We start from the raw sequence: 22,404 nt of genomic DNA, 5'->3' as shown, positions 1-22,404 counted from the left end.
GCCTAACTCCCGAGCCAGACGTCGTCGTATTTCGGCTTGCCGAGCAAGTTCGGCCGATAGCCCTGCACCTTCTTGTTCATGGCGACCAGCTCGAACTGGAACGCCAGCGGCGCGACGAAGGCGTTCTCCATCACCAGCCGCTGCACGGTGGAGAACGCCTTGCGCCTGGTGTCGATGTCCTCCGAGGCGCGCGATTCCTTGATCGCAGCCTCGAGCTCGGCCGGCACCGGCGCGCGGCCGCCATTGTAATAGGCGTCCTTGGTGAACATCAGCGAATAGGTCAGGCTCGGGTCGGGCCGCCCGGTCCACGCCGAGAGCAGCCCGGCGCCCTTCTTCTCCGCACCGAAGAAGGCCGCGGAAGCTTCCGCGATCGGAGCGTTGACGAAGCGCACGCCGATGCCGGCCTTGCGCAGCTGCTCGATCAGGATCTCCTGACGCTGCACCGAATCCTGGTCCGGATAGCCGCCGAGCTCGATTGGGGTACCCTCCTTGAAGCCGGCCTCGGCGAGCAGCTTGCGCGCTCGGTCGGGATCATAAGGATAGAGTTTTGCGACCTCGGCGTCGTAGGCCCAATGCGCCTTCGGCAGGTTCATGTAGGCGGGCTCCGCAAGACCTGCGAGCGCGGCCTTGACGAAGGACTCGCGATCGATCGCGAAGTTGAGCGCTTGGCGGACCTTGAGATTGTCGAACGGCGGCTTGGCCCAGTTGAGGAATATCTGAAGCACGTAGAGCGTCGGGCCATGCACCACCTTGACGCTGGAGGCGCGCTCGATGATCACCTTCTGCCGCGGCGGCAGCTGGTAGATCAGATCGTTCTGCCCGGCGGTGACCGAGCGGGCGCCGGTGGTGAGCTCGGGAATGATCGAGATCTCGATGGCGTCGGGAAGCGGCCGCTCCGGCTTCCAGTATTTCTCGTTGCGCTTGACCACGATCTTCTCGCCGTCGGCCCAGCTGACGAACGAATACGCGCCGGCGCCGACCGGCTTGCGCGTCACGACGCCGCCCTCGGCCGCCTTCAGCGCCGTCGGCGACACCATCATGCCGGCGCGGTCGGAGAGGATGCCGGGGAGCGCGGTATCCGGTGTCTTCAGCTTCAACGTCACCTGCTGCGGGCCGGTGACCTCGACCGCGGCGACCGAGAGCAGATCGGCCTTGATGTTTGACTTCGCATCGCTGCGGTTGCGCTCGAGATTGAACTTGACGGCTTCCGCATCAAGCGGCGTGCCGTCATGGAAGGTGACGCCGGCGCGGATGTTGAGCACCAGCGTGGTGGGGTCGGTGAACTTCCAGCTTTCGGCAAGGCCGGGCTTCGGCTTCAGCGTGTCGAACTCCCACTCAGTTAACGTGTCGTACATCGTGAACAGGAAGGCATGGTCGGAGCCGGCGCCGCCGGTCGCCGGATCGAGGCTCGACGGATTGGCGGGTGCCGAGATGCGCAAGGTGCCGCCCTTCTTCGGCGCGCCTTCCGCAAACGCACGACCGCTGAGCGTGGTGCTGGCCAATGCACCCGAGATCAGCGCCATGGCCTCGCGTCGTGTCGTCATTGTCATGGCGTCGTCTCCGGTTGTGAGTTCGGCGAAAAATTCGGGCGGTCGGCGAAATGGCAGGCCACCCAGTGATCGGGCTTCAGCTCGCGCCACTCCGGCACGCGTTCGGTGCAGAGCGGCTGCGCGTGCGGGCAGCGGGTGCGGAAGCGGCAGCCCGAGGGCGGATCGATCGGGCTCGGGACCTCGCCCTGCAGGACGATGCGGCTCTCCTGCCGCATCGTGGACGGCAGCGGCCGCGGCTCGGCCGACAGCAGCGCGATCGTGTAGGGATGCAGCGGCCGCTCGGCGACCTCCTCGGTCGGCCCGAGCTCGACGAACTGGCCGAGATACATCACCGCGACGCGCTCGCTGATATGCGAGACCACGGCGAGATCATGGGTGATGAAGACGTAGGTCAACCCGAGGTCGCGCTGCAGTTCGGCAAACAGATTGAGCACGTCGCCGCGGATCGACATGTCGAGCGCGGCCACCACTTCGTCGCAGACGATCAGTTTTGGTTTGAGCGTCAGCGCGCGGGCGATCACGACGCGCTGCTTCTGGCCGCCGGACAGCTGGTGCGGGTAGCGCGCGCCGAACTCCTGCGGCAGGCCGACGCGCTCCAGCGCCTCCCGCGCCTGCCCCTCACGCTCGGCGCGGCTGCCGACACGTGCGAGCTCCAGCGGCTCCAGCACCGAGGCCAGAATGGTCATGCGCGGATTCAGCGCGGCGTTCGGGTCCTGGAAGATGATCTGGTAGTCGCGGCGATGGTTTTGAAACTCCCGGCGTGGCAGCGCCGTTGGATCGATGCCGTCATGCAGGATGGCGCCGGCGCTGGGATTGAGCAAGAACACCAGCGCGCGGCCGATCGTGGTCTTGCCCGATCCGGACTCCCCGATGATGCCGAAGGTCTCGCCGCGGCGGACGTCGAAATTGACGCCGTCGACCGCCTTCACGGTGGCGCGGCGGTCCGAGGTCTGGAAGCGGACCTGAAGGTCGCGCACCGAGACGATGGCATCGCGGCGGGGCTCGGCACCGGCTGTGGTCATTGCGTCGCGACCTTCGCAGCAGCCGGCGCGCCAGGCGGATGCAGCGCGCCCGGCAGATTGAGCTCGGCAAAGCGCCAGCAACGCACCCTTCTGCCGCCGCCGGCGTCCTGCAGCTTCTGCTCGGCCTCGCAACCTTTGGCCGCATGCGCGCAGCGGGCCCGGAAGCGGCAGCCATTCGGCATCTCCGCGATCGACGGCACCCGGCCCGGGATCGACGGCAGCCGGCCGTGGCGCGGGCTCAAATGCGGCAGCGAGCGCAACAGTCCGGACGTGTAGGGATGCAGCGGCCGCACTAGCGCCTCGTCGACCGTGGCGTCCTCGATCACCTCGCCGGCATACATCGTGATCATCCGCGTGCAGGTCTCGGCGACGACGCCGAGATCGTGGGTGATCAGCATCAGCGCGGTCTTCGAGGTCTCGCTGATGTCGCGCAGCAGCTCGAGGATCTGCGCCTGCACGGTGACGTCGAGCGCGGTGGTCGGCTCGTCCGCGATCAGAAGCTGCGGCCCGCAGATCAAACTCGCCGCGATCATCACGCGTTGGCGCATGCCACCGGACAGCTGGTGCGGATAGTCGTCGATCCGCCGCTCGGGCGAGGCGATGCCGACGCGGCGGAGCATCTCCAGCGTTTTGGCGCGCGCCTCCTCATGGGAAACGTCCGTATGGACGCGCAGCGTCTCGGCGATCTGGTGGCCGACGGTGAAGACCGGGTCGAGCGCGCTCATCGGCTCCTGGAAGATCATCGCGATCCGCTTGCCCCGGATCGCGCGCATCTGCCGCGCGCTGCAGGAAGCGAGATCGACGCCGTCGAACAGGATCTTGCCGTCGAGGCCGGCAAAATTGCCCGGCAACAGCCGCAGGATCGACAGGCCGGTGATGGTCTTGCCGCAGCCGCTCTCGCCGACGATGCCGACGCGCTCGCCGGGCGCGATGTCGAAGTCGACGCGGCGCGTCGCCTGCCAGACGCCCTGCGCGGTCTTGAAGCGGATACCGAGCCCGTGCACGGACAATAGCGGCCGCGCGCCGTCGCGCGCACCCTCCGCCCTGCGCTGTGCCGACTGGCCTGCGTCCATCAGCCCGCCGCCCGCTTCTTTTCTTTCACCAGCTGCTCCTCCATCAGCATCTCGGTGCCGATGATGCCATCGCGGGCGAGCTCATCGAGCTCGGCGTCGGAGAGCCGGAGCATGCCGCCAAGGATCTCGCGGTTGTGCTCGCCGAGCGTCGGCGGCACCGAGCGGATCGCGAACGGCGCATCGCTCTCCCGGAACGGCATCGACGGCTGCGGATGTCGCCCGATGAACGCGCGGTCGACATGCTGGATGAAGCCGCGCGCGTGGAGCTGCGGATCCTCTAGGAGATCGATCGGCAGCCGCGCCACGCCGGAGGCAACGCCGGCAGATTGCAGCGCGGTCATCGCCGCATCGGCATCGCGCGCCGCGGTCCAAGCCGTGATCGCAGCCTCGATCTCGGCCTCGATGGCGCGGCGGCCCGCGGCCGTCTTGAGTGCCGCGTCCGCTGCCCAATCCTCGCGGCCGAGCAGCCGGGCGAGCTTCGGCCACATCGCGTCGTCGGACGCCGCGACGACGATCCAGTTGTCTTCTCCGGCGCAGCGAAAGCAGCCATGCGGCACGAAATCGGGATGGCGGTTGCCGTATTTGGTCGGCGGCTCGCAACTGGTCGAATGCGCCACGATCCAGGGCGCGGCGAACGGCATCATGCATTCGATCTGGGCGAGATCGATGAACTGCCCCTGTCCCGTCAGTTTGGCGTGGATCAGCGCGGTCAGCACCGCGGCGGCGCCGTTGAGCCCGCCGACGGCGTCGCCGAACGCGGTATGGCTCATGACCGGCGGACCATCGGGATCGCCGACCACACTGGGCAGGCCGGAGCCCTGCTCCAGCGTCGAGCCGTAAGCGCGGCAGTCGCGATGCACGCTGCCGGCACCGAACGCCGACATCGACATCATCACCAGCTTGGGATTGATCTTGCTGAGCACGTCGTAGCCGAGGCCGAGCTTGGGCAGCACCTCGACCGAATAATTGTCGACCACGAGGTCGGCATCGGCGAGCAGGCGCTTGGCCAATTCAAGCCCCTTCGACCGGGTCAGATCGAGCGTGATGCCGCGCTTGTTGCGGTTCATGATGCAGTAGCGCACCGACTTCTCGTACATCTGCTCCAGCACATAGGCCGGACGGCGGTCGACGCCGCGCCACCAGTCCGGATACTGGGTCGCCTCGATCTTGATGACGTCGGCGCCGAGATCGGCGAGCGTGCGGGTGCAGATCGGCCCGGCCCAGCCCATCGAAAAGTCGACGACGCGGATGCCCTCGAGCGGCAAGCGATCGGTTGCAGCGGGCTTGGGCGCCGGCACGCGCGGCGCAGCCTCGCGCCTCGCCTGCTGCTCGCCGAGATCAGGCACCCGGCCGCCGCGCAGCGGCGGCGTTGCGGTCAGCCGCTGCATCGTGCCGGCGGAAAAGCCGGTCTCGTCACCGATGGTGATCGGGACGATGGCGCCACGCGCACGCTTCTCCTCATCGGCGATGAGATCCGCGACCTCCGGCACCGGCACGATCGGAATCTTGCGCTTGAGCCCTTCGGCGAACCATTCCTGCGCGGTGCGCTGCTTCAGCTTCGGCAGGATCTTGGCTTCGATCTCGGCGACATGGCGCAGCCGGTCGACCCCCATGACCAGTGTCGGATCGTCGCGCAGCTCGTTGAACCCGAGCATCTCGCAGAACGCGCGCCACTGCGCCGGGGTCACCGTGGTGACGCCGAGCCAGCCCTGCTTGGTCTCGTAGATGCCGACCGGAAAGGTCGGCCAGAACCGGTTGACGCCGATCCGCCGCATGATGTCGCCGCGCTGGAATGCCTCGAACATGATGTATTCGGTGACGGCGATAGAGGCCTCGAACAGGCTGAGATGGTTTTCGCGCCCGCGCCCATCGTGCATGCGGCCGAGCACCGACGAAGCGGCCGCGATGAAGCCCCACAGCCCGCCCAGAATGCCGGTCTGGAAATCCGGCGCATGCATCGGCGGCCCCTGCTCCGGACCGACCAGCTTCACCAGTCCGGTCAGCGCGCGGATCGTGGAGTCCGTCGCCGCGAAATTGGCGTAGGGACCGCGATCGCCGAACCAGGCGAGGTCGAGATGGATCAGGCCGGGATGGTCCCGCCTGATCCCGTCGAGATCGATCTCGGGACAATCCGCCGCAGCGATGCCGCGCCCGTCGAGCAGGATGTCGCAGCCGGCAATCAGCTCCCGCAAGCGCGATACCGCACCCGCATCGCGCGTGTCGAGGACGACACTCGACTTGTTGAAGTTGAGGAACGCAAACCACGCGCTCCGGCCTTTGGGCGTCAGCGGCGCGGTGCGGCGAAGCGGATCGCCGTGCGGCGGCTCGACCTTCTGCACATCGGCGCCGAAATCGGCAAACAGCCGCGCGCAATAGCTCGTCGCCGCAGCACTTCCGATCTCGACAATCCGCAGATGCGATAACGCGCCCATCAGGCTTCCTCGCGACACATGACCAGCCGGTGACAGCGACTGATTCAGTCTTCTTGTTGGGTGAACTTGAAGCCGCGCCGACTGTGTGATGCAAGTGGAATTTTCTTCCGCTTGACGGAATTAGCGAGCGTATGACCGAAGTTGCTGCTCAGCGCGAAGCGAAGATTGTGCAGCTAATTGCAGGTGAGCTGCGCTTCGAACCAGTGTTGCACTGAGTTCGACAATCGCGGCCATGCGCGCAAGACATGCGCGTATGTGGCCGCGCTCGCGCGGGTGATGTCGCGCAGTTCCTGCTCGATGGCGGGGAGATCAACACCGAGGCACCGGCCGGCCTTGGCGACGCTGCGACCATCGACCACAAGCTCAGAGATCAGCGACGCATTGCCGCGTGCGAACAGCAGATCGAGCGGATCGGCATCGAGAATCTGATCACGCTCGAGGCGGTCGAGATCGATGCTGACGAAATCGGCCGGCGCACCGACCGCGAGCTCGCCGGTGCCCGGCGCGCCGGTGGCGCGGCGGCCGTTGCGGATCGCGAGCGTGAAGAATTCCTGAGCAGTCCATGTACGCTTGAAGCCGAGACCACCGTGCATCATCTGCACCAGCCGCATCTCGCGCAGCACGTCGTCATCCTCATCGAGCGCGAGGCCATCGACGCCGACCGCGATTGCACAGCCGCAGCCGTGCGCCGCCGCGATCGGTGCCAGCCCGGAGCGCAGATGCAGGTTGGAGGAGAAGTTGGTGACAATGCGCGCGCCCGACGCCGCGATCATCTTGAGCTCGTCGGGCCGCGCGTGGATGCAATGCGCGAGCGTCAGCCGCTCCGAGAGGAAGCCGATATCGCGGAGATAGCGCACGATGCCGCCGGGAAAATGCTGGTCGGCCCAGGTGCGCTGGTAGGTGGTCTCGAGCAGATGCATGTGGATGCGGCGGCCGGTCCGCGCCGAGTTCTCCGCGACCGCCTCCAGCAGCGGCTTCGAGCACCACTGCACCCCGGCCGGCCCAAGCTGCACATCAACCTTCGGCCCGCCGATCGCAGCCGCGATCGCGTCGGTCAGCTCGATATACGCTTTTGGCGACATCGGGGCCCGCACGAACAGCTGTTCGATCGTCTTGCGGTCATCGGCCGGAAGACCTGACAGCACCGCTTCGCTGTCGCCATAGACGATCGGGTTCTGGTCGCGCACCGCGATGGCAAAGGCGATGCGGATGCCGACATCGCCGGCGGCGCGCGCGATCGCCCTGGCTTCATCGACGAGCGGCATGGTACCGCTCGGGCGGGTGTAGTGCACCATCATCGCCGCGCAGCCGGCCTGCGCCGCGCGGGCAAACGCCGAGGCCGCGGTGAGATAGGGATCGACCGGCGTGCCGACCACCGTGCGCAGGATCCAGCTCTCCAGCGGCATGCCGACCGCGCCGAAGCTCGAGGCGCGCGGGCGGGCGTGGTCGTGGGCGTCGACGAAGGCGGGAAGGATGAGGGAACGCGGGCCTGTCGCCGGGCGCGCGGCTTCGGAAATATCGGTGATGACGCCGCCGTCGTGACGGAGCACGACGTCGTTGCGGATGTCGTGGTCAGAACCGCAGAACAGACGGGTTGCCGTGACGTCCATCGGTCCCTCCGCCGTCATTGCGAGGAGCGGAGCGACGAAGCAATCCATCTATTCCCGTGCCGAAGAATGGATTGCTTCGCTTCGCTCGCAATGACGAGTTAAACTTAATTCGCCGTATACACCAGCTCCCGCTCCGCGCGTGGCGGCAGGAATTCCCGCGAAAACACTTCGGCCGGGGCCGGCGTGCGGGTGAGCTGGTAGCCTTCGACGATGAAGCCGATGGCGCGCGCCATGCGGTCGTCCTTGACGTCGCCGATGCCGATGTCCTTCATCTCCGGCGAGACGATCAGCTTCTCGAAGGAATATTGCAGCCGGCGCTTCTCGACATCGACATTGATCAGATTGTCATAGTTCAGCGCCGCCTTCATGGCCGCGTTCTGGTCCTTGGCGACCGCGATCGCGCCCTTGTTGATGGCGCGCACCAGACCGGCCACCGCCTTCGGGTTCGAGGCGATCAGCTTGCGCGAGACCATCACGCCGTTGGAATAGAGGTCGAGCCCGTAATCGCCGAACGAGAACCATTTGAAGTCCTTGTCGGGGTCCTGGCGGTTCAGCACCAGGTTGAAATAGCTCGTGATGTTGAACACCAGCGCGGCGTCGATGTCGCCCTTGATCAGCATCGGCTCCTGCAGGTTCGGCGCCATGTTGGAGACCTTGATCTTCTCGCCATCGAGCCCGTTCTTGTGCACGAACACCGGCAACAGCCGCGTGGTCGGCGTCCCCTGCGCGCCGCCGAGCGTGTGGCCCTCGAAATCCTTGATCGTCTTGATGCCGCTCGAGTTCTTGGCGACGATCGCGAATGGCGGCTGGTTCCACATCATGTAGACCATGACCGGCGCATCCTGCGGCTTGGTCGCGGCGTTCTGGATGATCGCATTGACGTCGCCGAAGCCGGCGTCATAGGCGCCCGACATGATGCGCGTCACGGTCGCGCCGGAGCCTTCGCCCTGGTCGATCACGACGTTGAGGCCCTCTTCCTTGAAGTAGCCGTTGTCCTTGGCGTAGAAGAACGCGGCGTCCGAGCCTTGCGTCTTCCAGCCCAGCGTGAACTTGATGGTGGTGTCCTCGGCGCGCGCGGGACCGGCGACCAGGGCCAATCCCAACAGCGCGGCGCTTACTTTTCTCAGCATCGATATCTCCTTAAGCTTCATTGCTTGACGGTCGACGAAGTGTCTCAAGTGGCGATGACATTGTCCTTGCGTGTCGCCCAGCCGGTGACCTGGCCCTCGATCAGCGAGAACAGGACGTAGAGCGCGACGCCGAGACCGGCGAGCACGAACAGCCCGGCGAACACCAGCGGCACGTTGAAATTGGAGGACGCGGTCATCATGACGTTGCCGATGCCGCGGTTTGAGGCGACGGTTTCCGACAGCACCGCGCCGACGAAGGCGTAGGAGACCGCGACCTTCAGCGAGGCGAAGAAGAACGGCATCGTCCTCGGCAGGCCGACGTTCCAGAGGATGTCGAACTTGCTGGCGCCGAGCGCCTTCAGCACGTCCTCAAGCTCGGGCTCGGTGGTGGCAAGGCCGGTGGCGATGTTGACGACGATCGGGAAGAAGCAGATCGACAGCGAGGTCAACACCGCCGGCACGGTACCGGAGCCGAACCACAGCACGAAGATCGGCACCACGGCGACCTTCGGGATCGACGAGAAGCCGACCAGCAGCGGATAACAGGTGTCGTAGGCGGTTTTTGACACCCCGATCACGGCACCGAGCGCGACGCCGAGCGCCACGCCGAGCACGAAGCCGATCATGGTGGTGACCAGGGTCTGCACGATGTGCGGCCACAGGATCGGGAATTTCTCGAACAGCGTGACGAAGATTTGCGACGGCCGCGGCAACACGAGGTCCGACATCCCCGTCATCAGGCAGAACAATTCCCAGGCGACGAAGAACAGCACGATCAGGGCGGCGGACCAGGCCTTCTGCCTGATGTCTGACACGGACATGGTCAGGCTCCCTCGCGCGCCGCGCTGCGCGCATCGACGATGAAGGCGCGGAGCTTCTGGTTGAGCGCGACGAAGTCGGGCTCAAAGGTCATCGCCACGGTGCGCGGACGGGCGAAGTCGACCCTGGAGTCGTCGAGGATGCGGCCGGGCCGCGCGCTCATCACGCAGATACGGCTGGCGAGGAAGCCGGCCTCGCGCAGATCATGGGTGACCAGCAGCACGGTCGGCCTGTGGGTCATCCAGAGCTGCTGAAGGATTCCCCACAGCTCCTCGCGGGTGAACTGGTCGAGCGCGCCGAACGGCTCGTCGAGCAGCAGCATGCGCGGCTCGTGGATCAGCGCGCGGCACAGATTGGCGCGCTGGAGCATGCCGCCGGAGAGCTGCCACGGATAGCGGCCGCCGAACCCCTTCAGCCCGACCTGCTCGAGCAACGCATTGGCCTTGTCGCGGAACTCGGTCTTGCGCAGCTTGCGGAACTGCGAGCGGAACGGCTCGACGATCTTCAGCGGCAGCATGATGTTCTTTTCGATCGTCATCCACGGCAGCATGGTCGGGTTCTGGAACGCCATGCCGACCCGCATCGCGCGCGCCGCGACCTCGCGGCCGCCGACGATGACGACGCCGGTGGACGGCCGCGCCAGGCCGGAAACCAGCCGCAGGATGGTGGACTTGCCGCAGCCGGACGGGCCGACCAGCGCGACGAACTCGCCGTCGGCGATCCGCAGCGTGGTTGTCGACAGTGCCGGCACGGCGCGGGCGCCGCGGCCGAAGGTGACGGAGGCATCCGACAGCTCGATCGCGGTCGGCGCGGATCCGGCGGCCATCGGCTCGCCGGCAAATTCGGAGTTTGGTTGCATGCGCATCACGAGCAAAGTGCATGCAAGCCGGATGCCAGCGGCAGCCGCGTTGAAAATCAAGGAGATCGCGCGTTCCCCGCCTCAAAGGCCGGATTCCTTTTGGGCAATCCGCGGCTCAAACTGCATGCAATTCGAGCGCCCGATTGCTCTGGCGGTATGATAAAGAGGCGTTCGAAGCACCTTCGAGAGGGATTCGCGGCAATGGCGGGGCGCGCCGACAGCAGCAAGACGGCTGAATCGTCAGACAAGGTCAGCGTGATCTGCCGCGCGCTGCGGCGCGCGATCATCGAGCAGGCGCTGGAGCCCGGCGCCAAGCTGCCCGAGGATTCGCTCGGCGAGCGCTTCGGCGTCAGCCGCACCATCGCACGGCATGCGCTCGGGCAATTGGCGGCCGAAGGCCTGGTCGAGCTGCGCCGCAACCGCATCGCCGTGGTGGCGACGCCGAGCTGGCAGGAGGCGCGCGATGCCTTCGATATTCGCATCGAGCTCGAGCGGCTGGTGGTGCGGCAGCTCGCGGGCAAGCTGACCAAGGCGCAGATCGCCGAGCTGAATGCCCATGTCGACGCCGAGGATCGCGCCCGCGACGGCACCGACGCGGTGTCGATCCGGCTCGCCACCGAATTCCACATCCTGCTCGCCCACATGACGAACAGCCCGATCCTGGTGCGCTATGTCAGCGAGGTCGCCTACCGCTGCTGCCTGACGCTGTCGCTGTACAGCCGGCCGCATTCGTCGGAATGCGCGATCAACGAGCACCGCGCGATCATCGCCGCGCTGGCGAAAGGCGACGTCGACAAGGTGATGGGGCTGATGCACAGCCATCTGGATTCCGTGGCGACCCGTGCGCTGGTCGCGCCAAGCCCGCAGCGCGGCCGCGATCTGCTGGATATTCTGGCCCCCTATGCCGACGAGGCAAGCGGCGAAAAGGTGGTGAAGCTGCCGAATGCGGCGCGGCGCTGATGCTCTTACCTCGCCCCGCCTGCGGCAGGGGTGTCCGGGGAATGATTCACTGTGTCGCGGTGCATGCTCGGCAGGACCGAGGCAAATCGGTCTTTTCTGGTTGTCGAGACACAGAGGGCCGAGCATGCGATATCGCGGTAGCATTTTTGGAAGGCTGCTTGAACCGATCAATCGACGGCAGTTTCAGACGGTTGTGGATCGTCTGGACGGGGATGCCTACGACAAGTCGTTCAGGAGCTGGGATCATCTGGTGGCGCTGATCTATGCCCAGCTTAGCGGCAACAGCAGTCTGCGCGGGGTGGTGACTGGCTTCAACGCCAATTCGCAGCATCACTATCACTTGGGAACCGGCAAGCTGTCGCGCTCGACGTTGTCCGATGCCAATGCCCGCCGTCCGATCGGCATTTTCGCGCAAACCTTTGCGGCGCTGTCGGCGATGGCGCGTCGCCAGCTGCGGAGTGAAGGCATGGAGATGGTGCGTCTGATCGACGCCAGTCCGATCCCGCTCGGCAAGGTCTGCAGTTGGGCGACGTGGAACGGCCGCATCCGCGGCATGAAGCTGCATGTCGTCTACGACCCAAGGAGCGATGTCCCGACCTGCGTCGAGATGACGGCCGCGAACGTCAATGACATCGAGATCGGCCGACAGACCCCAATCCAGCCCGCCACCACCTATGTGTTTGACAAGGGCTATTGCCGTTTCGACTGGTGGCAGAAGATCAATGATAGCAAGGCTTTCTTCGTTACCCGGGCGAAGACGAGCATCCGTCTTCGCTCGCTCAGGCATCGCGCCATCCGCAAGCGTAACGGGGATGGCTTCGAAATCCTTGCCGATGACGAGGTGAAGCTCACCAGCAAGGGCGATTCGCGCCTTCCAATCCCGCTCCGCCGCATCAAGATCAGACGCGAGAAAGGCGGCAAGATCACACTCCTGACCAACGACCTTGCCCGTAGCGCCGTCGAGATCGCCGCCCTCTACAAGAGCCGATGGCAAATCGAGCTGCTGTTCCGCTGGATCAAGCAGCATCTCGATATTCGCAAGTTCCTCGGCGCCAACGACAACGCGATCCGCCTTCAGGTGCTCGCTGCGATGATTGCCTACCTGCTGCTGCGCATCGCCGCTCACACCAACTGCATCAAAATGCTCCCGCTCAGGTTCGCCGAACTCGTCGGCCAGCTCCTGCTCACGCGTCGATCCCTCGCTGCCATCGACAAACCTCCGCCCATCAACCCCAGCCGTCGGAAATCAACCATCTCACCTGACCAGATGGAGCTCCGCTATGCCTGAATTTCCCCGGACACCCCTGCGCCTGCGGGGAGAGGTCGGATCGCATCGCAGATGCGATCCGGGTGAGGGGGTACAGGTCTATCCGCGGCCGATACTCGCGGATGCAGCCCCTCACCCCGACCCTCTCCCCGCAAGAGCGGGGCGAGGGAGAAGTGGCACCGCTTCCTACGCCTCGATCCCCCGCTGCATCAAAATCCGCTCGGCGCTGTCGTTCCAGACGTCCATCTTGACGATCTGCCCGCCCCGCACCACGAAGCGGTCGACATAGCGGTTGCCTTCGAACGGCGTGCCGTCGGTCCATTCGCCGTAGAGCGTGCCGACGCTATAGACGACGGTCTCGTCCGTGCCGGGACAGACATCGAAGCGGTCCATCTTCTTCTTCACCCAGCGATAGCGCTTCGCGTTGAAGCCGGTCGGCCCGCGCGGATGGTCGAATTTGCGCCCGCCGGTGAAGGTGATCACCGTGCCCGGCTTCATATAGGCCGCAGCCGCATCCGGATCGGGGATCATCGACGCCGTCAAATAGGCCTCGACGATCTCGGCATCGGACATCGGGCGGGCATCGGCTTTGGCGGGTGCGGACATGGCGGGTCTCCGGGGATAATCAGGACTCTACAATCTGGTCATCAAAGTGTATGCATATTTTTTAGACAATCGAACCATATAACTGCACACAATCTGGTGCTGCCGGATTCTGGCCGTTCCGCTAGGCTCAGACCACCCTGATGCTTCCCTCGCCGATGATCGCGAAACCTGCCTTCGACCTCGTCTTCCGCAATGCCGTGACGCGCAGCTCTGCCGCCGCGGTCGATATCGGCATCGCCGGCGGCAGGATCGCCGCGATCGCGCCGCGCCTCGTGTGCGAGGCGGTCGAAGTCGACCTCAACGGCCGGCTGGCGTTGCCCGGCTTCGTCGACACCCATATCCATCTCGACAAGGCCTGCCTGCTCGGCCGCTGCGGCCACGATCACGCCAGCCTCGGCGAGGCGATCCGCGCGGTATCGGCGATGAAGCGCGACTTCACGATCGAGGATGTCCATGCGCGCGGCTCAAAAGTGATCGAGCGCGCAATCACGGCGGGCACCACGCGGATGCGCACGCATGTCGAGATCGACCCGAGGATCGGGCTGCGCGGCTTCGAGGCTGTCAAGGCCTTGAAACGCGACTATGCCTGGGCGCTCGACCTCTCGCTCTGCGCCTTTCCGCAAGAGGGCCTGACCAACGATCCCGGCGCCGACGAGCTCTTGGTCGCGGCGCTCAACGACGGTGCCGAGGCGGTCGGCGGCTGCCCCTATGTCGACAGCGATCCGAACGCGCATATCGCACGCATCTTCGACCTCGCGCAGGAGTTCGATGTCGACGTCGACCTCCATCTCGATTTCGACCTCGATCCCTCCTGGTGGCACATGGAGGAGGTCTGCCGGCAGACCGAGCGGCGCAACTATCATGGGCGCGTCGCGATCGGGCACGCCACCAAACTCTCCGCGCTGCCGCCTGATCGGTTGAAGAAAGCCGGCGCTCGGCTCGCCGAGGCCGGTGTCGCGGTCACCGTGCTGCCGGCGACCGATCTCTATCTGATGGGCCGCGACGCCACCCACAACGCGCCGCGTGGGCTGACCGCCGCGCACCGGCTCGTCGCCGATGGCGTGCTGTGCTCGGTCGCGACCAACAATGTGCAAAATCCCTTCACGCCGTTCGGCGATGCTTCGCTGCTGCGGATGGCCAATCTCTACGCCAATGCGGCGCATGCCGGGATCGGCGAGTTCGACGCCTGCCTCGATCTCGTCACCGACCTGCCGGCGCGGCTGATGAACCTGAAGGATTACGGCATCACGGTCGGCAATCCCGCCGACATCGTCGTGCTCGACACCGACAGTGGAACCAACGCGATCGCCGAGCTGCCCGACGTGCTGATGGGCTTCAAGCGCGGCCGCAAGACCTTCGAACGGCAGCGGCCGACGCTATTCCGGCCTGACACCGAGATGTTTGTCCCGTCACCCTGAGGCGCGAGCTCTTGCGAGCCTCGAAGGATGCACGGCCCCGCGAGATCCATGAAAGAGCCGGGCCGTCGCCCTTCGAGACGCGCGCAAGAGCGCGCTCCTCAGGGTGACGGTGAACGAAGAGGCGAGTGCCGCCTTGCCAATGCGCATTGTCGCCTTGCCTTGGCGCGAATTGACGCGTCCGCCGATCCGTTGTTGGTATCCCGCCAACAGCAACAAACAACCGGGCAGGAAACCATGAGCAAATCCACCACAATCAAAAGCGTCGAGACGCTCGCCTGCGATGCCGGCTGGCGGAATTATCACTTCGTCAAGGTGACGACGACGGACGGGCTGGTCGGCTGGAGCGAATATGACGAGGGCTTCGGCGCGCCCGGCGTGACGGCGGCGATCGAGCGGCTTTCGGCGCGGGTGGTCGGCAAGAACGCGTTCGAGCACGAGCGGATCCATGTCGAGCTGTTCGCCGCGACGCGCCCTGCCGCCGGCGGCGTGGTGGCGCTGGCGCTCGGGGCGATCGAGAACGCGCTGCTCGACGTCAAGGCCAAGGCGCTCGGCGTGCCCTGCTACGACCTGCTCGGCGGCAAGATCCGCGACCGCGTGCGGGTGTACTGGTCGCATTGCGCGACCTGGCGCATCAATCATCCCGACTGGTACAAGCCGGCGATCACTGATCTCGACGGCGTCAAGGCGATCGGGGCCGAAGTGCGCGAGAAGAAATTCACGGCGATGAAGACCAACATCTTCGTCTATACCGACGGCAAGCCGCAAGGCTGGCGCCCCGGCTTCGGCTCGCCGTTCCAACCCGAGATCAATATCGACCGCACCGTGCTGCGCAATCTCTGCATGCACCTGGAGGCGATCCGCGACGGCGCGGGGCCGGATGTCGATCTCCTGCTCGACCTCAACTTCAACGCCAAGACCGAGGGCTATCTCAAGATCCTGCGCGCGATCGAGAAGATGGACATGTTCTGGGTCGAGATCGACACCTTCAACCCGCAGGCGCTCGGCTACATCCGCCGCCAGAGCCCGCACCCGATCTCATCCTGCGAGACGCTGCTCGGCCTGCGCGAGTTCCTGCCCTATTTCACCGAGCAGGCGATGGACGTCGCGATCATCGACACGCCGTGGAACGGGGTCTGGCAGTCGATGAAGGTCGCCGCCGCCGCCGAGCATTTCGAGGTCAACGTCGCGCCGCATAATTTCTACGGCCACCTCTGCACCATGATGAACGCGCATTTCTGCGCCGCGGTGCCGAACCTGCGCATCATGGAGACGGACATCGATCGCCTGGCCTGGGACCACGAGCTGTTCACCCACGTGCCTGAATTCGTCGACGGCCATCTGGTGATCCCGGATCGCCCGGGCTGGGGCACCGAGCCGAACGAGGAAGGCCTGCGCGCGCACCCGCCGAAGAACAAGGGCGGGCTGCTGAATTATGGATTGAAGAAGTAGGCGTTTGTTGCGCCGGCCCACACCCCATCGTCGTCCCGGCGAAGGCCGGGACCCATAACCACCGCTGCCTGGTGTGTAAGGGATTATCGCCCCAGCAGAGCAAAACAATGCGCAGTTGGGGTAATGAGTCCCGGCCCCCCGTGCGCAATTGCGCACTAGGCCGGGACGACGCATGACCCAACTCAACGGCCCTCAATTATCCTCGCGCACCGCCGTGAACGCGCTGTCGATCACGTCGCCGATCGGCTGCCAGGCATTGCCGTCGAACTGCACCAGCCGCATCTGCTTGATCGGGCGGAAGTCCTTCGGTCCGGTGTTGATCACGATCCCGGGTAGCGCGATCGGGCTCTGGTAGTCCTTCAGCGACGCGGCCTGCCGCATGACGTTCTCGCGCGACAGATCGTCGCCGCACTGGCGCAGCACCTGCATCAGCGTATCCGCGGCGGCGTAGCCGAACACGGCGTAGATGTCGTCCTTGTCACCGTCGGGATAATATTTGTCCATGAAGGCGAGCCACGCCTTGATCTGCGGATCGTCCTTCCAGGAGGCATCGCCGGCATCCTTCAGGAATGAGGTCGAGATCACGCCAAGCGAATTCTGCAGGCCTGCTGGCCGCAAGGCGCTGGCGATCGAGGCCGACGCATTGTCGAGGATGAACACCGGATGCCAGTCGAGGTCCGCGGCGACGCGGATCGCGCGCGCCGCGATCGCCGGCGCCCCGTCGAACACCAGGATGTCGGCGCCGGAGTTCTTCAAAATTCCGATCTGGTTCTGGATCGCGGTCTCCGATGCATCGAAGGCGAGATCGGCGACGATCATGCCGGCGGTGTCGCCGAGCCCCTCCTGCAATCCCTTGAACAGGTCGCGGCCGAACTGGTCGTTCTGCCAGAGCACCGCGATCTTGCGCGAGGGATAGGCGGCCTGGATGTAATTGGCGTAGATCCGCCCCTCGGCGCGGAAGGTCGGCTGCCAGCCCATGGTCCAGGGAAAGGTCGCAGGATGCGCCCATGCCTCGTCGCCGGAAGCGACGAACAGCTGCGGGACCTTGTTCTCGTTGAGGTACTTCCGGACCGCGAGGTTGCTCGGCGTGCCGAACGAGCCGAACATCAACAGCACATCCTGCTTCTCGACGAGATCGCGGGTCTGCTCCATCGCGATCTTCGGATTGGAGCTGTCATCGACCGAGACGAACCTGACCTTGCGGCCGTTGATGCCGCCATGCTCGTTGACCATGTCGAAATAGGCCGCCTCCGCCCGCCCGATGGTCGCGAACGCGGCGAGCGGCCCGGTATAGGGCATGACGTTGCCGATGCGGATCTCGTTGCCGGCCGCCGCCGTCTGCGCCAGCTGCGCGCGCAACGGCGCCGCCGCGAGGACGCCTGCGAGGACGAGGGATATCGAAAGCGCAGTTTGTCTTTTTGTTTGCATCAACATCGCCACAAACGCGCCGGCACCAGGCCGGCGCTCCTCCCGAGCGAGCGGAGTTTATCGCCCAAGCCAATGCCGGAAAAATGAAATGTTGATGGCGGAGGCAGGCCTTCTTTCACCTCCCCCGCAAGCCCAGGGCAATCGCATATGGCAGCGAAAAGCTTGGCGGCGCTATTTCCACATCGTCATGGCCGGGCTTGTCCCGGCCATCCACGTCTTTTTCGCGCGGAAACCAAGACGTGGATGCCCGGCACAAGGCCGGGCATGACGAGTCTGTGGAGGGATCGAGCGCACATGCGATAGCCCTGCCCGCAAGCGGGAGAGGGAGTGCAGTTCCGACTTGACGATCAGCGCAATATTATATCGAGCCAGCCCAGCGGGTTGACCGCGACGCGGTCGCCGCTGTCGACCAGGACGGTCGTGGTTTCGGCCTCAATGATCGCGGGACCGGCCAGCGCTTGGCCCGGCCCGAGATCGTCGAGCGCGTAGACCGGCACCTCGCGCCAGGCACCGAACCAGGCCTGCCGCTTGCCGCGCGGCGCGCAGGGCGCAGCCGAGCTGGCCTTTCCGGCATCACTGCTGCCGCGCGCCACCTTGCCGACGGCGGCAACTCGGGCGTTGACGAACACCACCTCCTGCCCGCGCGAGGCATAGGTGTAGAGCTCCTCGTGGCGGCGATGGAAGCGTTCCTCGATCTGCGCCACCAGGTCGGCGGCGCCGAGATCGAGCTCGCCGAGCGGTACGTCGATCTCGAACACCTGCTCGCCGTAGCGCATCTCGGCCGAGCGCTCGATGCCGATATCGCCCTTGAACCAGTCGCGCAGCCGCCCCGCCGCCTGCTCTTCCAGCCCGGCGAACAAGGCGCGAACCTCGTCGGCGGAAATCCGGCCGGTGCCGTAATGGGTGCGGCTGACCTCGTAGCGCAGATCGCTGGTCAGCATGCCCCAGGCCGAAAGCACAGAGGCGACCGTCGGCACGATGATGCGCTTGATCTCGAGCTCGCGCGCGACCTCGGCGGCGTGCATGCCGGCGGCGCCGCCGAAGCTGAGCAGCGCGAATTTGCGCGGATCGACGCCGCGGCGCAAGGTCATCAGGCGGATGCCGTCGGCCATCTTCAGATTGATCATCTTGTAGATGCCGGCGGCGGCCTCGATCCGCGACAGCTCGAGCGCTGCGGCGATCCGGTCCACCGCGGCTTCCGACGCCGCTCGGTCGAGCGGCCGCGCGCCGCCCATGAAGGCGGCGGCGTCGAGATAACCGAGCACGACATTGGCATCGGTGACGGTGGCAGCCGTGCCGCCATTGCCGTAGCAGGCCGGGCCCGGCACCGAGCCCGCGCTCTCCGGCCCGACCCGCAGCGTGCGGCCGCCGTCGACGCTCGCGATCGAGCCGCCGCCGGCGGCGATGCTGGCGATGTCGAGGCTGCGCAGCGCGATGCGCTGGCCGGCGAGCATGCCATCCGCCGACAGCGAGGCCTGGCCATCTGCGATCAGCGAGATGTCGGTCGAGGTGCCGCCCATGTCGAACGGCACGAGATCGGGGATCCCGAGCATCTCGGCGCAACGGCGGCTGCCGGAGATGCCCCCGGCCGGCCCCGACAGCACCGTGCCCGCGGCGAGCCGCGAGGCTTCCTCCACCGGCGCCATGCCGCCATGCGACAGCACGACGAACAGCGAGCCCTTGAAGCCCGCCTCATGCAGGCTACGCTCCAGATTGGTGAGATAGCGTCGCACCGTCGGCGCGACGTAGGCGTTCACGATTGTGGTCGAGACACGCTCATATTCCTTGATCTGCGGCAGTACGTCGCTCGAGCGCGACACGCTGACGTCGGGCAGCTCCTTCGCCAGCTGCTCGACGGCGGCAAGCTCATGCGCCGGGTTGAGATAGGCATGCAGAAAGCAGACCGCGACGGAATTCGCACCCGAACGTTTCACTTCCGCGATGACGTCGCCGAGCGCGGCGGCATCGAGCGCAACCGCAGCGCTGCCGTCGGCCTTCAGCCGCTCGCGCGCGCCAAAGCGGCGCTCGCGCGGCACCAGCGGCTCCGGCGGCGGCGTGCGCAGATCGTAGCGGTCCGGCTTCAACCCCTCGCGCATCTCGACGACGTCGCGATGACCTTCGGTGGCCAGCAGCGCAACTTTGGCGCCCTTGCGCTCGAGCAGCGCATTGGTCGCAACCGTCGTGCCGTGCACCAGGCGATCGGTCGCGGCGAGCATCGCCGCGCGCGTCACGCCGAGGCGGCGCGCCAGCTCTTCCAGTCCCGCCATCACGCCGATCGACTGATCGGCCGGCGTGGACGGCGATTTCGCGAACACGGTGCGCCCGCTTTGATCCGTCGCAACCAGGTCGGTGTAAGTGCCGCCGACGTCGACCCCAATCGTATACATCGCTGCCCTACACCGCTTTCGAAACCAAACCTTGCGCAAGATCGCGCGCCCGCGCTTCCGCCGAGCGCTTCTCGGGTGGACCCCAGCCGCCGCCGCCGGAGGACCGGATCTCGAGGCAGTCGCCGGGGCGCAGCTCGATGCCGACTTCCTTCGTCTTCAACACGCGCGGCGCGCGGCCTTCCGAGAGCAGCCGGTAATGATGCGGCTCGCCGTCCTTGCCGCCGAGCATGCCGCAGGGACCATGGCGCGCGCCGTCGCCGGCGGTGTTGCCCTTGGCCGGCTTCTGCGTCTCCAGCACCATGTCGAGCGCGACGCCAAGGCCGCCGCGATGCTGGCCGTCGCCGCCGGAGTCCGGCCGGAATTCGTGCTGGCGGAAATGCAGGGGAAAGCGCACCTCGGCCACCTCGATGCTGCCGAATTTGAGACCGCCGACCGAGTGCCATTCGCCGATCGACGAATAACCGTCGCCGCCCGGCGAGGCGCCGCCGCCGGGCCGAGCCTGGAACATGTGCCAGATGAAATTGCGTCCGTTGCGCGGGTCCTCGCCCTGGATCGCGATGCGGAAGCGGCGCCCCCACCCGCCCATGACGCGATCTGGACAGGACGCCGACATCGCCTTGATGATGGCTTCAACGATCTCGTTGGAGGGATGGCTGGTGCACAAGGTGACGGGACGGCCGGGATCGGCCCAGACAATCGTGCCCTGCTTCGCCACCACCTTCAGCGGCCGCAGCGCGCCGGTGTTCTTCGGAATGTCGGCGTCGATCAGATAGGCAAAGGCCATCGCGACCGCTGCCTGCATGTTGGCGTGTGACGAATTGACGAAACTGGTCGACTGCGGATCGGAGCCGGTGAGATCGACCTCGATGTCGCTGCCCTTCTTGGTCACCTTGGCGGCGATCTTGATGTCGGTGCGGCCGTGGCCGTCATCGTCGAGCAGAGCTTCGCCGTAGAACACGCCGTCCTTCCAGGCGGACACCACGGCGCGGGTCTGCTGCTCGGTCGCATCGAGAATGGCCTCGATCGCGGCTTCGACCGTATCCGCGCCGAACTCGCTGAACAGTTTTGCGACACGGCGCTCGCCGAGATGCGCAGCGCCCAGCATCGCCGCGAGGTCGCCGCGGAATTCCCTGGGGTTGCGGATGTTCAAAGCCAGCAGGTCGAGCAGATCCTCGCGCGGCTTGCCGGCCTCGTAGAGCTTGATCGGCGGAATGCGGATGCCTTCCTGATAGATCTCGGTGGCGGCTGGATTGTAGGCGCCGTGGGTGGCGCCGCCGATATCGCTCTGATGCGCGCGCACGATGGTCCAGAGCAGCCGCTTGCCACTGTCGAACACCGGCACGAAGGCAGTGAGATCGGGCAGATGGCTGCCGCCCTGGTAGGGATCGTTGAGCAGGATGACGTCGCCGGGCGCGACATCCTTGAAGCGCTCCTCGACCGCCAGCGTCGCCCAGGGCAAGGCGCCGACATGAACCGGAATGTGGTCGGCCTGCGCGATCAGCCGCCCGTTGGTGTCGCAGATCGCCAGCGAGAAATCGCGGCTGGAATTGAGGATCTGCGAATACGAGGTGCGAAGCATGGCTTCGCCCATCTCCTTCACGATCGACGACAGGCGGTGCTGGACGACGGAGCGGGTGATCGGATCGATCTTGGCGGACATCTTGGCCTTCTTGGCGCGAGGACTTGCGCAGGGAGGATCGTGGAACCGGTCGATCGAAACCGGAATTCCTTCTTATAGCCAGTGGCTTGCGGATCGCAAATCGGCTGGCCCGGCCGAAACGGATCATTCCGGCGATCAGCAAGTCGTGATCGACAAGTATCTGCCTGACGACGGAATAGAACTCACGCTGCTGCGTCCCACCCATGCACGCCGGCCCAAGCCCGTAACCGCTCGGGCCTCCCCGACAACTCCCAGGGTGAACGCAAATGCTTCCTCGATTCCTTAAGTCCGGCCTCGCGCCGCTCGCCGGCGCCGCCCTGCTTGCTTTTGCAGCTGCGGCGGCTGCTTTCGCGCATGACGACCATCATCCGGTCCAGACCGGGCAGACGGCCGAAGAGAGCGCCTTCCTTGCTGAAAACGATACCGCGATGACCAAGATGATGAATGACATGGCGGCCAAGCCGAGCGGCGACATCGACCGCGACTTCGTCGCGATGATGCAGCCGCATCATCAGGGCGCGATCGACATGGCCGTAATCGAGCTCCGCTACGGCAAGAACGAGCAGCTGCGCCGGATCGCGCAGGAAATCATCGTCGAGCAGCAGCAGGAGATCGACGCCATGAAGCTCGCGATCGGAGATCCGGTTACGGCGTCCGCGCCCGCCCCAACACAGCAGACCCCGGCGCCTGCCGCTCACGATCATATGAACATGTCCCACGGAATGAAGAACTAG

General features: G+C 65.8%; 17 protein-coding genes. 5 read left to right on the top strand and 12 right to left on the bottom strand.

Features of this window, described 5'->3' with window-relative positions; genetic code table 11:
- Positions 1-2: 2 nt before the first annotated feature.
- The 8 genes from ACVMB1_RS04345 to ACVMB1_RS04310 form a co-directional block, all read right to left on the bottom strand.
- Complete coding sequence (locus ACVMB1_RS04345; RefSeq protein ID WP_141341353.1) at positions 3-1,550, bottom strand: ABC transporter substrate-binding protein; 1,548 nt, start codon at positions 1,548-1,550, stop codon at positions 3-5.
- On the bottom strand, positions 1,547-2,572 hold the full coding sequence (locus ACVMB1_RS04340; protein WP_076824339.1) for an ABC transporter ATP-binding protein: 1,026 nt from the start codon (positions 2,570-2,572) through the stop codon (positions 1,547-1,549). The genes ACVMB1_RS04345 and ACVMB1_RS04340 overlap by 4 nt, the downstream gene beginning before the upstream one ends.
- Entirely contained in the window at positions 2,569-3,645 is a 1,077-nt protein-coding gene (locus ACVMB1_RS04335; RefSeq protein ID WP_141341351.1) for an ABC transporter ATP-binding protein, read from the bottom strand. Before ACVMB1_RS04335 ends, ACVMB1_RS04340 begins: the two co-directional genes overlap by 4 nt.
- Positions 3,645-6,077, bottom strand: coding sequence for a CaiB/BaiF CoA transferase family protein (locus tag ACVMB1_RS04330; protein WP_076824334.1), 2,433 nt, complete (start codon positions 6,075-6,077; stop codon positions 3,645-3,647). The genes ACVMB1_RS04335 and ACVMB1_RS04330 overlap by 1 nt, the downstream gene beginning before the upstream one ends.
- Before the next feature lie 173 nt (positions 6,078-6,250).
- A complete protein-coding gene (locus ACVMB1_RS04325; protein WP_456814101.1) occupies positions 6,251-7,687 on the bottom strand; it encodes an amidohydrolase family protein in 1,437 nt (478 codons plus the stop codon).
- A 104-nt stretch (positions 7,688-7,791) separates the two neighbouring features.
- A complete protein-coding gene (locus tag ACVMB1_RS04320; RefSeq protein ID WP_076824351.1) occupies positions 7,792-8,817 on the bottom strand; it encodes an ABC transporter substrate-binding protein in 1,026 nt (341 codons plus the stop codon).
- 44 nt (positions 8,818-8,861) lie between these two features.
- Positions 8,862-9,638, bottom strand: a complete 777-nt coding sequence (locus tag ACVMB1_RS04315; protein ID WP_050425957.1) for an ABC transporter permease — start codon at positions 9,636-9,638, stop codon at positions 8,862-8,864.
- 2 nt (positions 9,639-9,640) lie between these two features.
- A complete protein-coding gene (locus ACVMB1_RS04310) occupies positions 9,641-10,495 on the bottom strand; it encodes an ABC transporter ATP-binding protein (protein ID WP_076824349.1) in 855 nt (284 codons plus the stop codon).
- Positions 10,496-10,696: 201 nt separating this feature from the next.
- Here ACVMB1_RS04310 and ACVMB1_RS04305 point away from each other — a divergent pair, with 201 nt between their 5' ends.
- The gene (locus tag ACVMB1_RS04305) at positions 10,697-11,455 is read left to right on the top strand and encodes a GntR family transcriptional regulator (protein WP_076824333.1); all 759 of its coding nucleotides are present in this window, start codon (positions 10,697-10,699) and stop codon (positions 11,453-11,455) included.
- Between the two features lie 124 nt (positions 11,456-11,579).
- A complete protein-coding gene (locus ACVMB1_RS04300; protein ID WP_057015126.1) occupies positions 11,580-12,743 on the top strand; it encodes an IS4 family transposase in 1,164 nt (387 codons plus the stop codon).
- A gap of 165 nt (positions 12,744-12,908) precedes the next feature.
- On the opposite strand, the gene ACVMB1_RS04295 is transcribed toward ACVMB1_RS04300, so the two are convergent.
- The gene (locus ACVMB1_RS04295; RefSeq protein WP_076824328.1) at positions 12,909-13,328 is read right to left on the bottom strand and encodes a nuclear transport factor 2-like protein; all 420 of its coding nucleotides are present in this window, start codon (positions 13,326-13,328) and stop codon (positions 12,909-12,911) included.
- Positions 13,329-13,483: 155 nt separating this feature from the next.
- Between ACVMB1_RS04295 and ACVMB1_RS04290 the strand changes: the two genes are divergently transcribed.
- Together ACVMB1_RS04290 and ACVMB1_RS04285 are read left to right on the top strand one after the other, a co-directional pair.
- Positions 13,484-14,746: an amidohydrolase family protein gene (locus ACVMB1_RS04290; protein WP_076824331.1), complete on the top strand. Its 1,263-nt coding sequence runs from the start codon at positions 13,484-13,486 to the stop codon at positions 14,744-14,746.
- 234 nt (positions 14,747-14,980) lie between these two features.
- A complete protein-coding gene (locus ACVMB1_RS04285; RefSeq protein WP_076824326.1) occupies positions 14,981-16,195 on the top strand; it encodes a mandelate racemase/muconate lactonizing enzyme family protein in 1,215 nt (404 codons plus the stop codon).
- Positions 16,196-16,387: 192 nt separating this feature from the next.
- Here the strand turns inward: ACVMB1_RS04285 and ACVMB1_RS04280 are convergent, their stop codons facing one another.
- The 3 genes from ACVMB1_RS04280 to ACVMB1_RS04270 form a co-directional block, all read right to left on the bottom strand.
- Complete coding sequence (locus tag ACVMB1_RS04280) at positions 16,388-17,623, bottom strand: ABC transporter substrate-binding protein (RefSeq protein ID WP_076824323.1); 1,236 nt, start codon at positions 17,621-17,623, stop codon at positions 16,388-16,390.
- Positions 17,624-17,970: 347 nt separating this feature from the next.
- Complete coding sequence (locus ACVMB1_RS04275; RefSeq protein ID WP_057015147.1) at positions 17,971-20,010, bottom strand: hydantoinase/oxoprolinase family protein; 2,040 nt, start codon at positions 20,008-20,010, stop codon at positions 17,971-17,973.
- A gap of 7 nt (positions 20,011-20,017) precedes the next feature.
- Positions 20,018-21,670, bottom strand: coding sequence for a hydantoinase B/oxoprolinase family protein (locus ACVMB1_RS04270; RefSeq protein WP_057015146.1), 1,653 nt, complete (start codon positions 21,668-21,670; stop codon positions 20,018-20,020).
- A 266-nt stretch (positions 21,671-21,936) separates the two neighbouring features.
- Here ACVMB1_RS04270 and ACVMB1_RS04265 point away from each other — a divergent pair, with 266 nt between their 5' ends.
- A complete protein-coding gene (locus tag ACVMB1_RS04265; RefSeq protein WP_057015145.1) occupies positions 21,937-22,404 on the top strand; it encodes a DUF305 domain-containing protein in 468 nt (155 codons plus the stop codon).

The sequence above is a fragment of the Bradyrhizobium sp. USDA 4504 genome (assembly GCF_054063995.1).
This window is presented reverse-complemented; position numbering and strand designations above follow the sequence as displayed.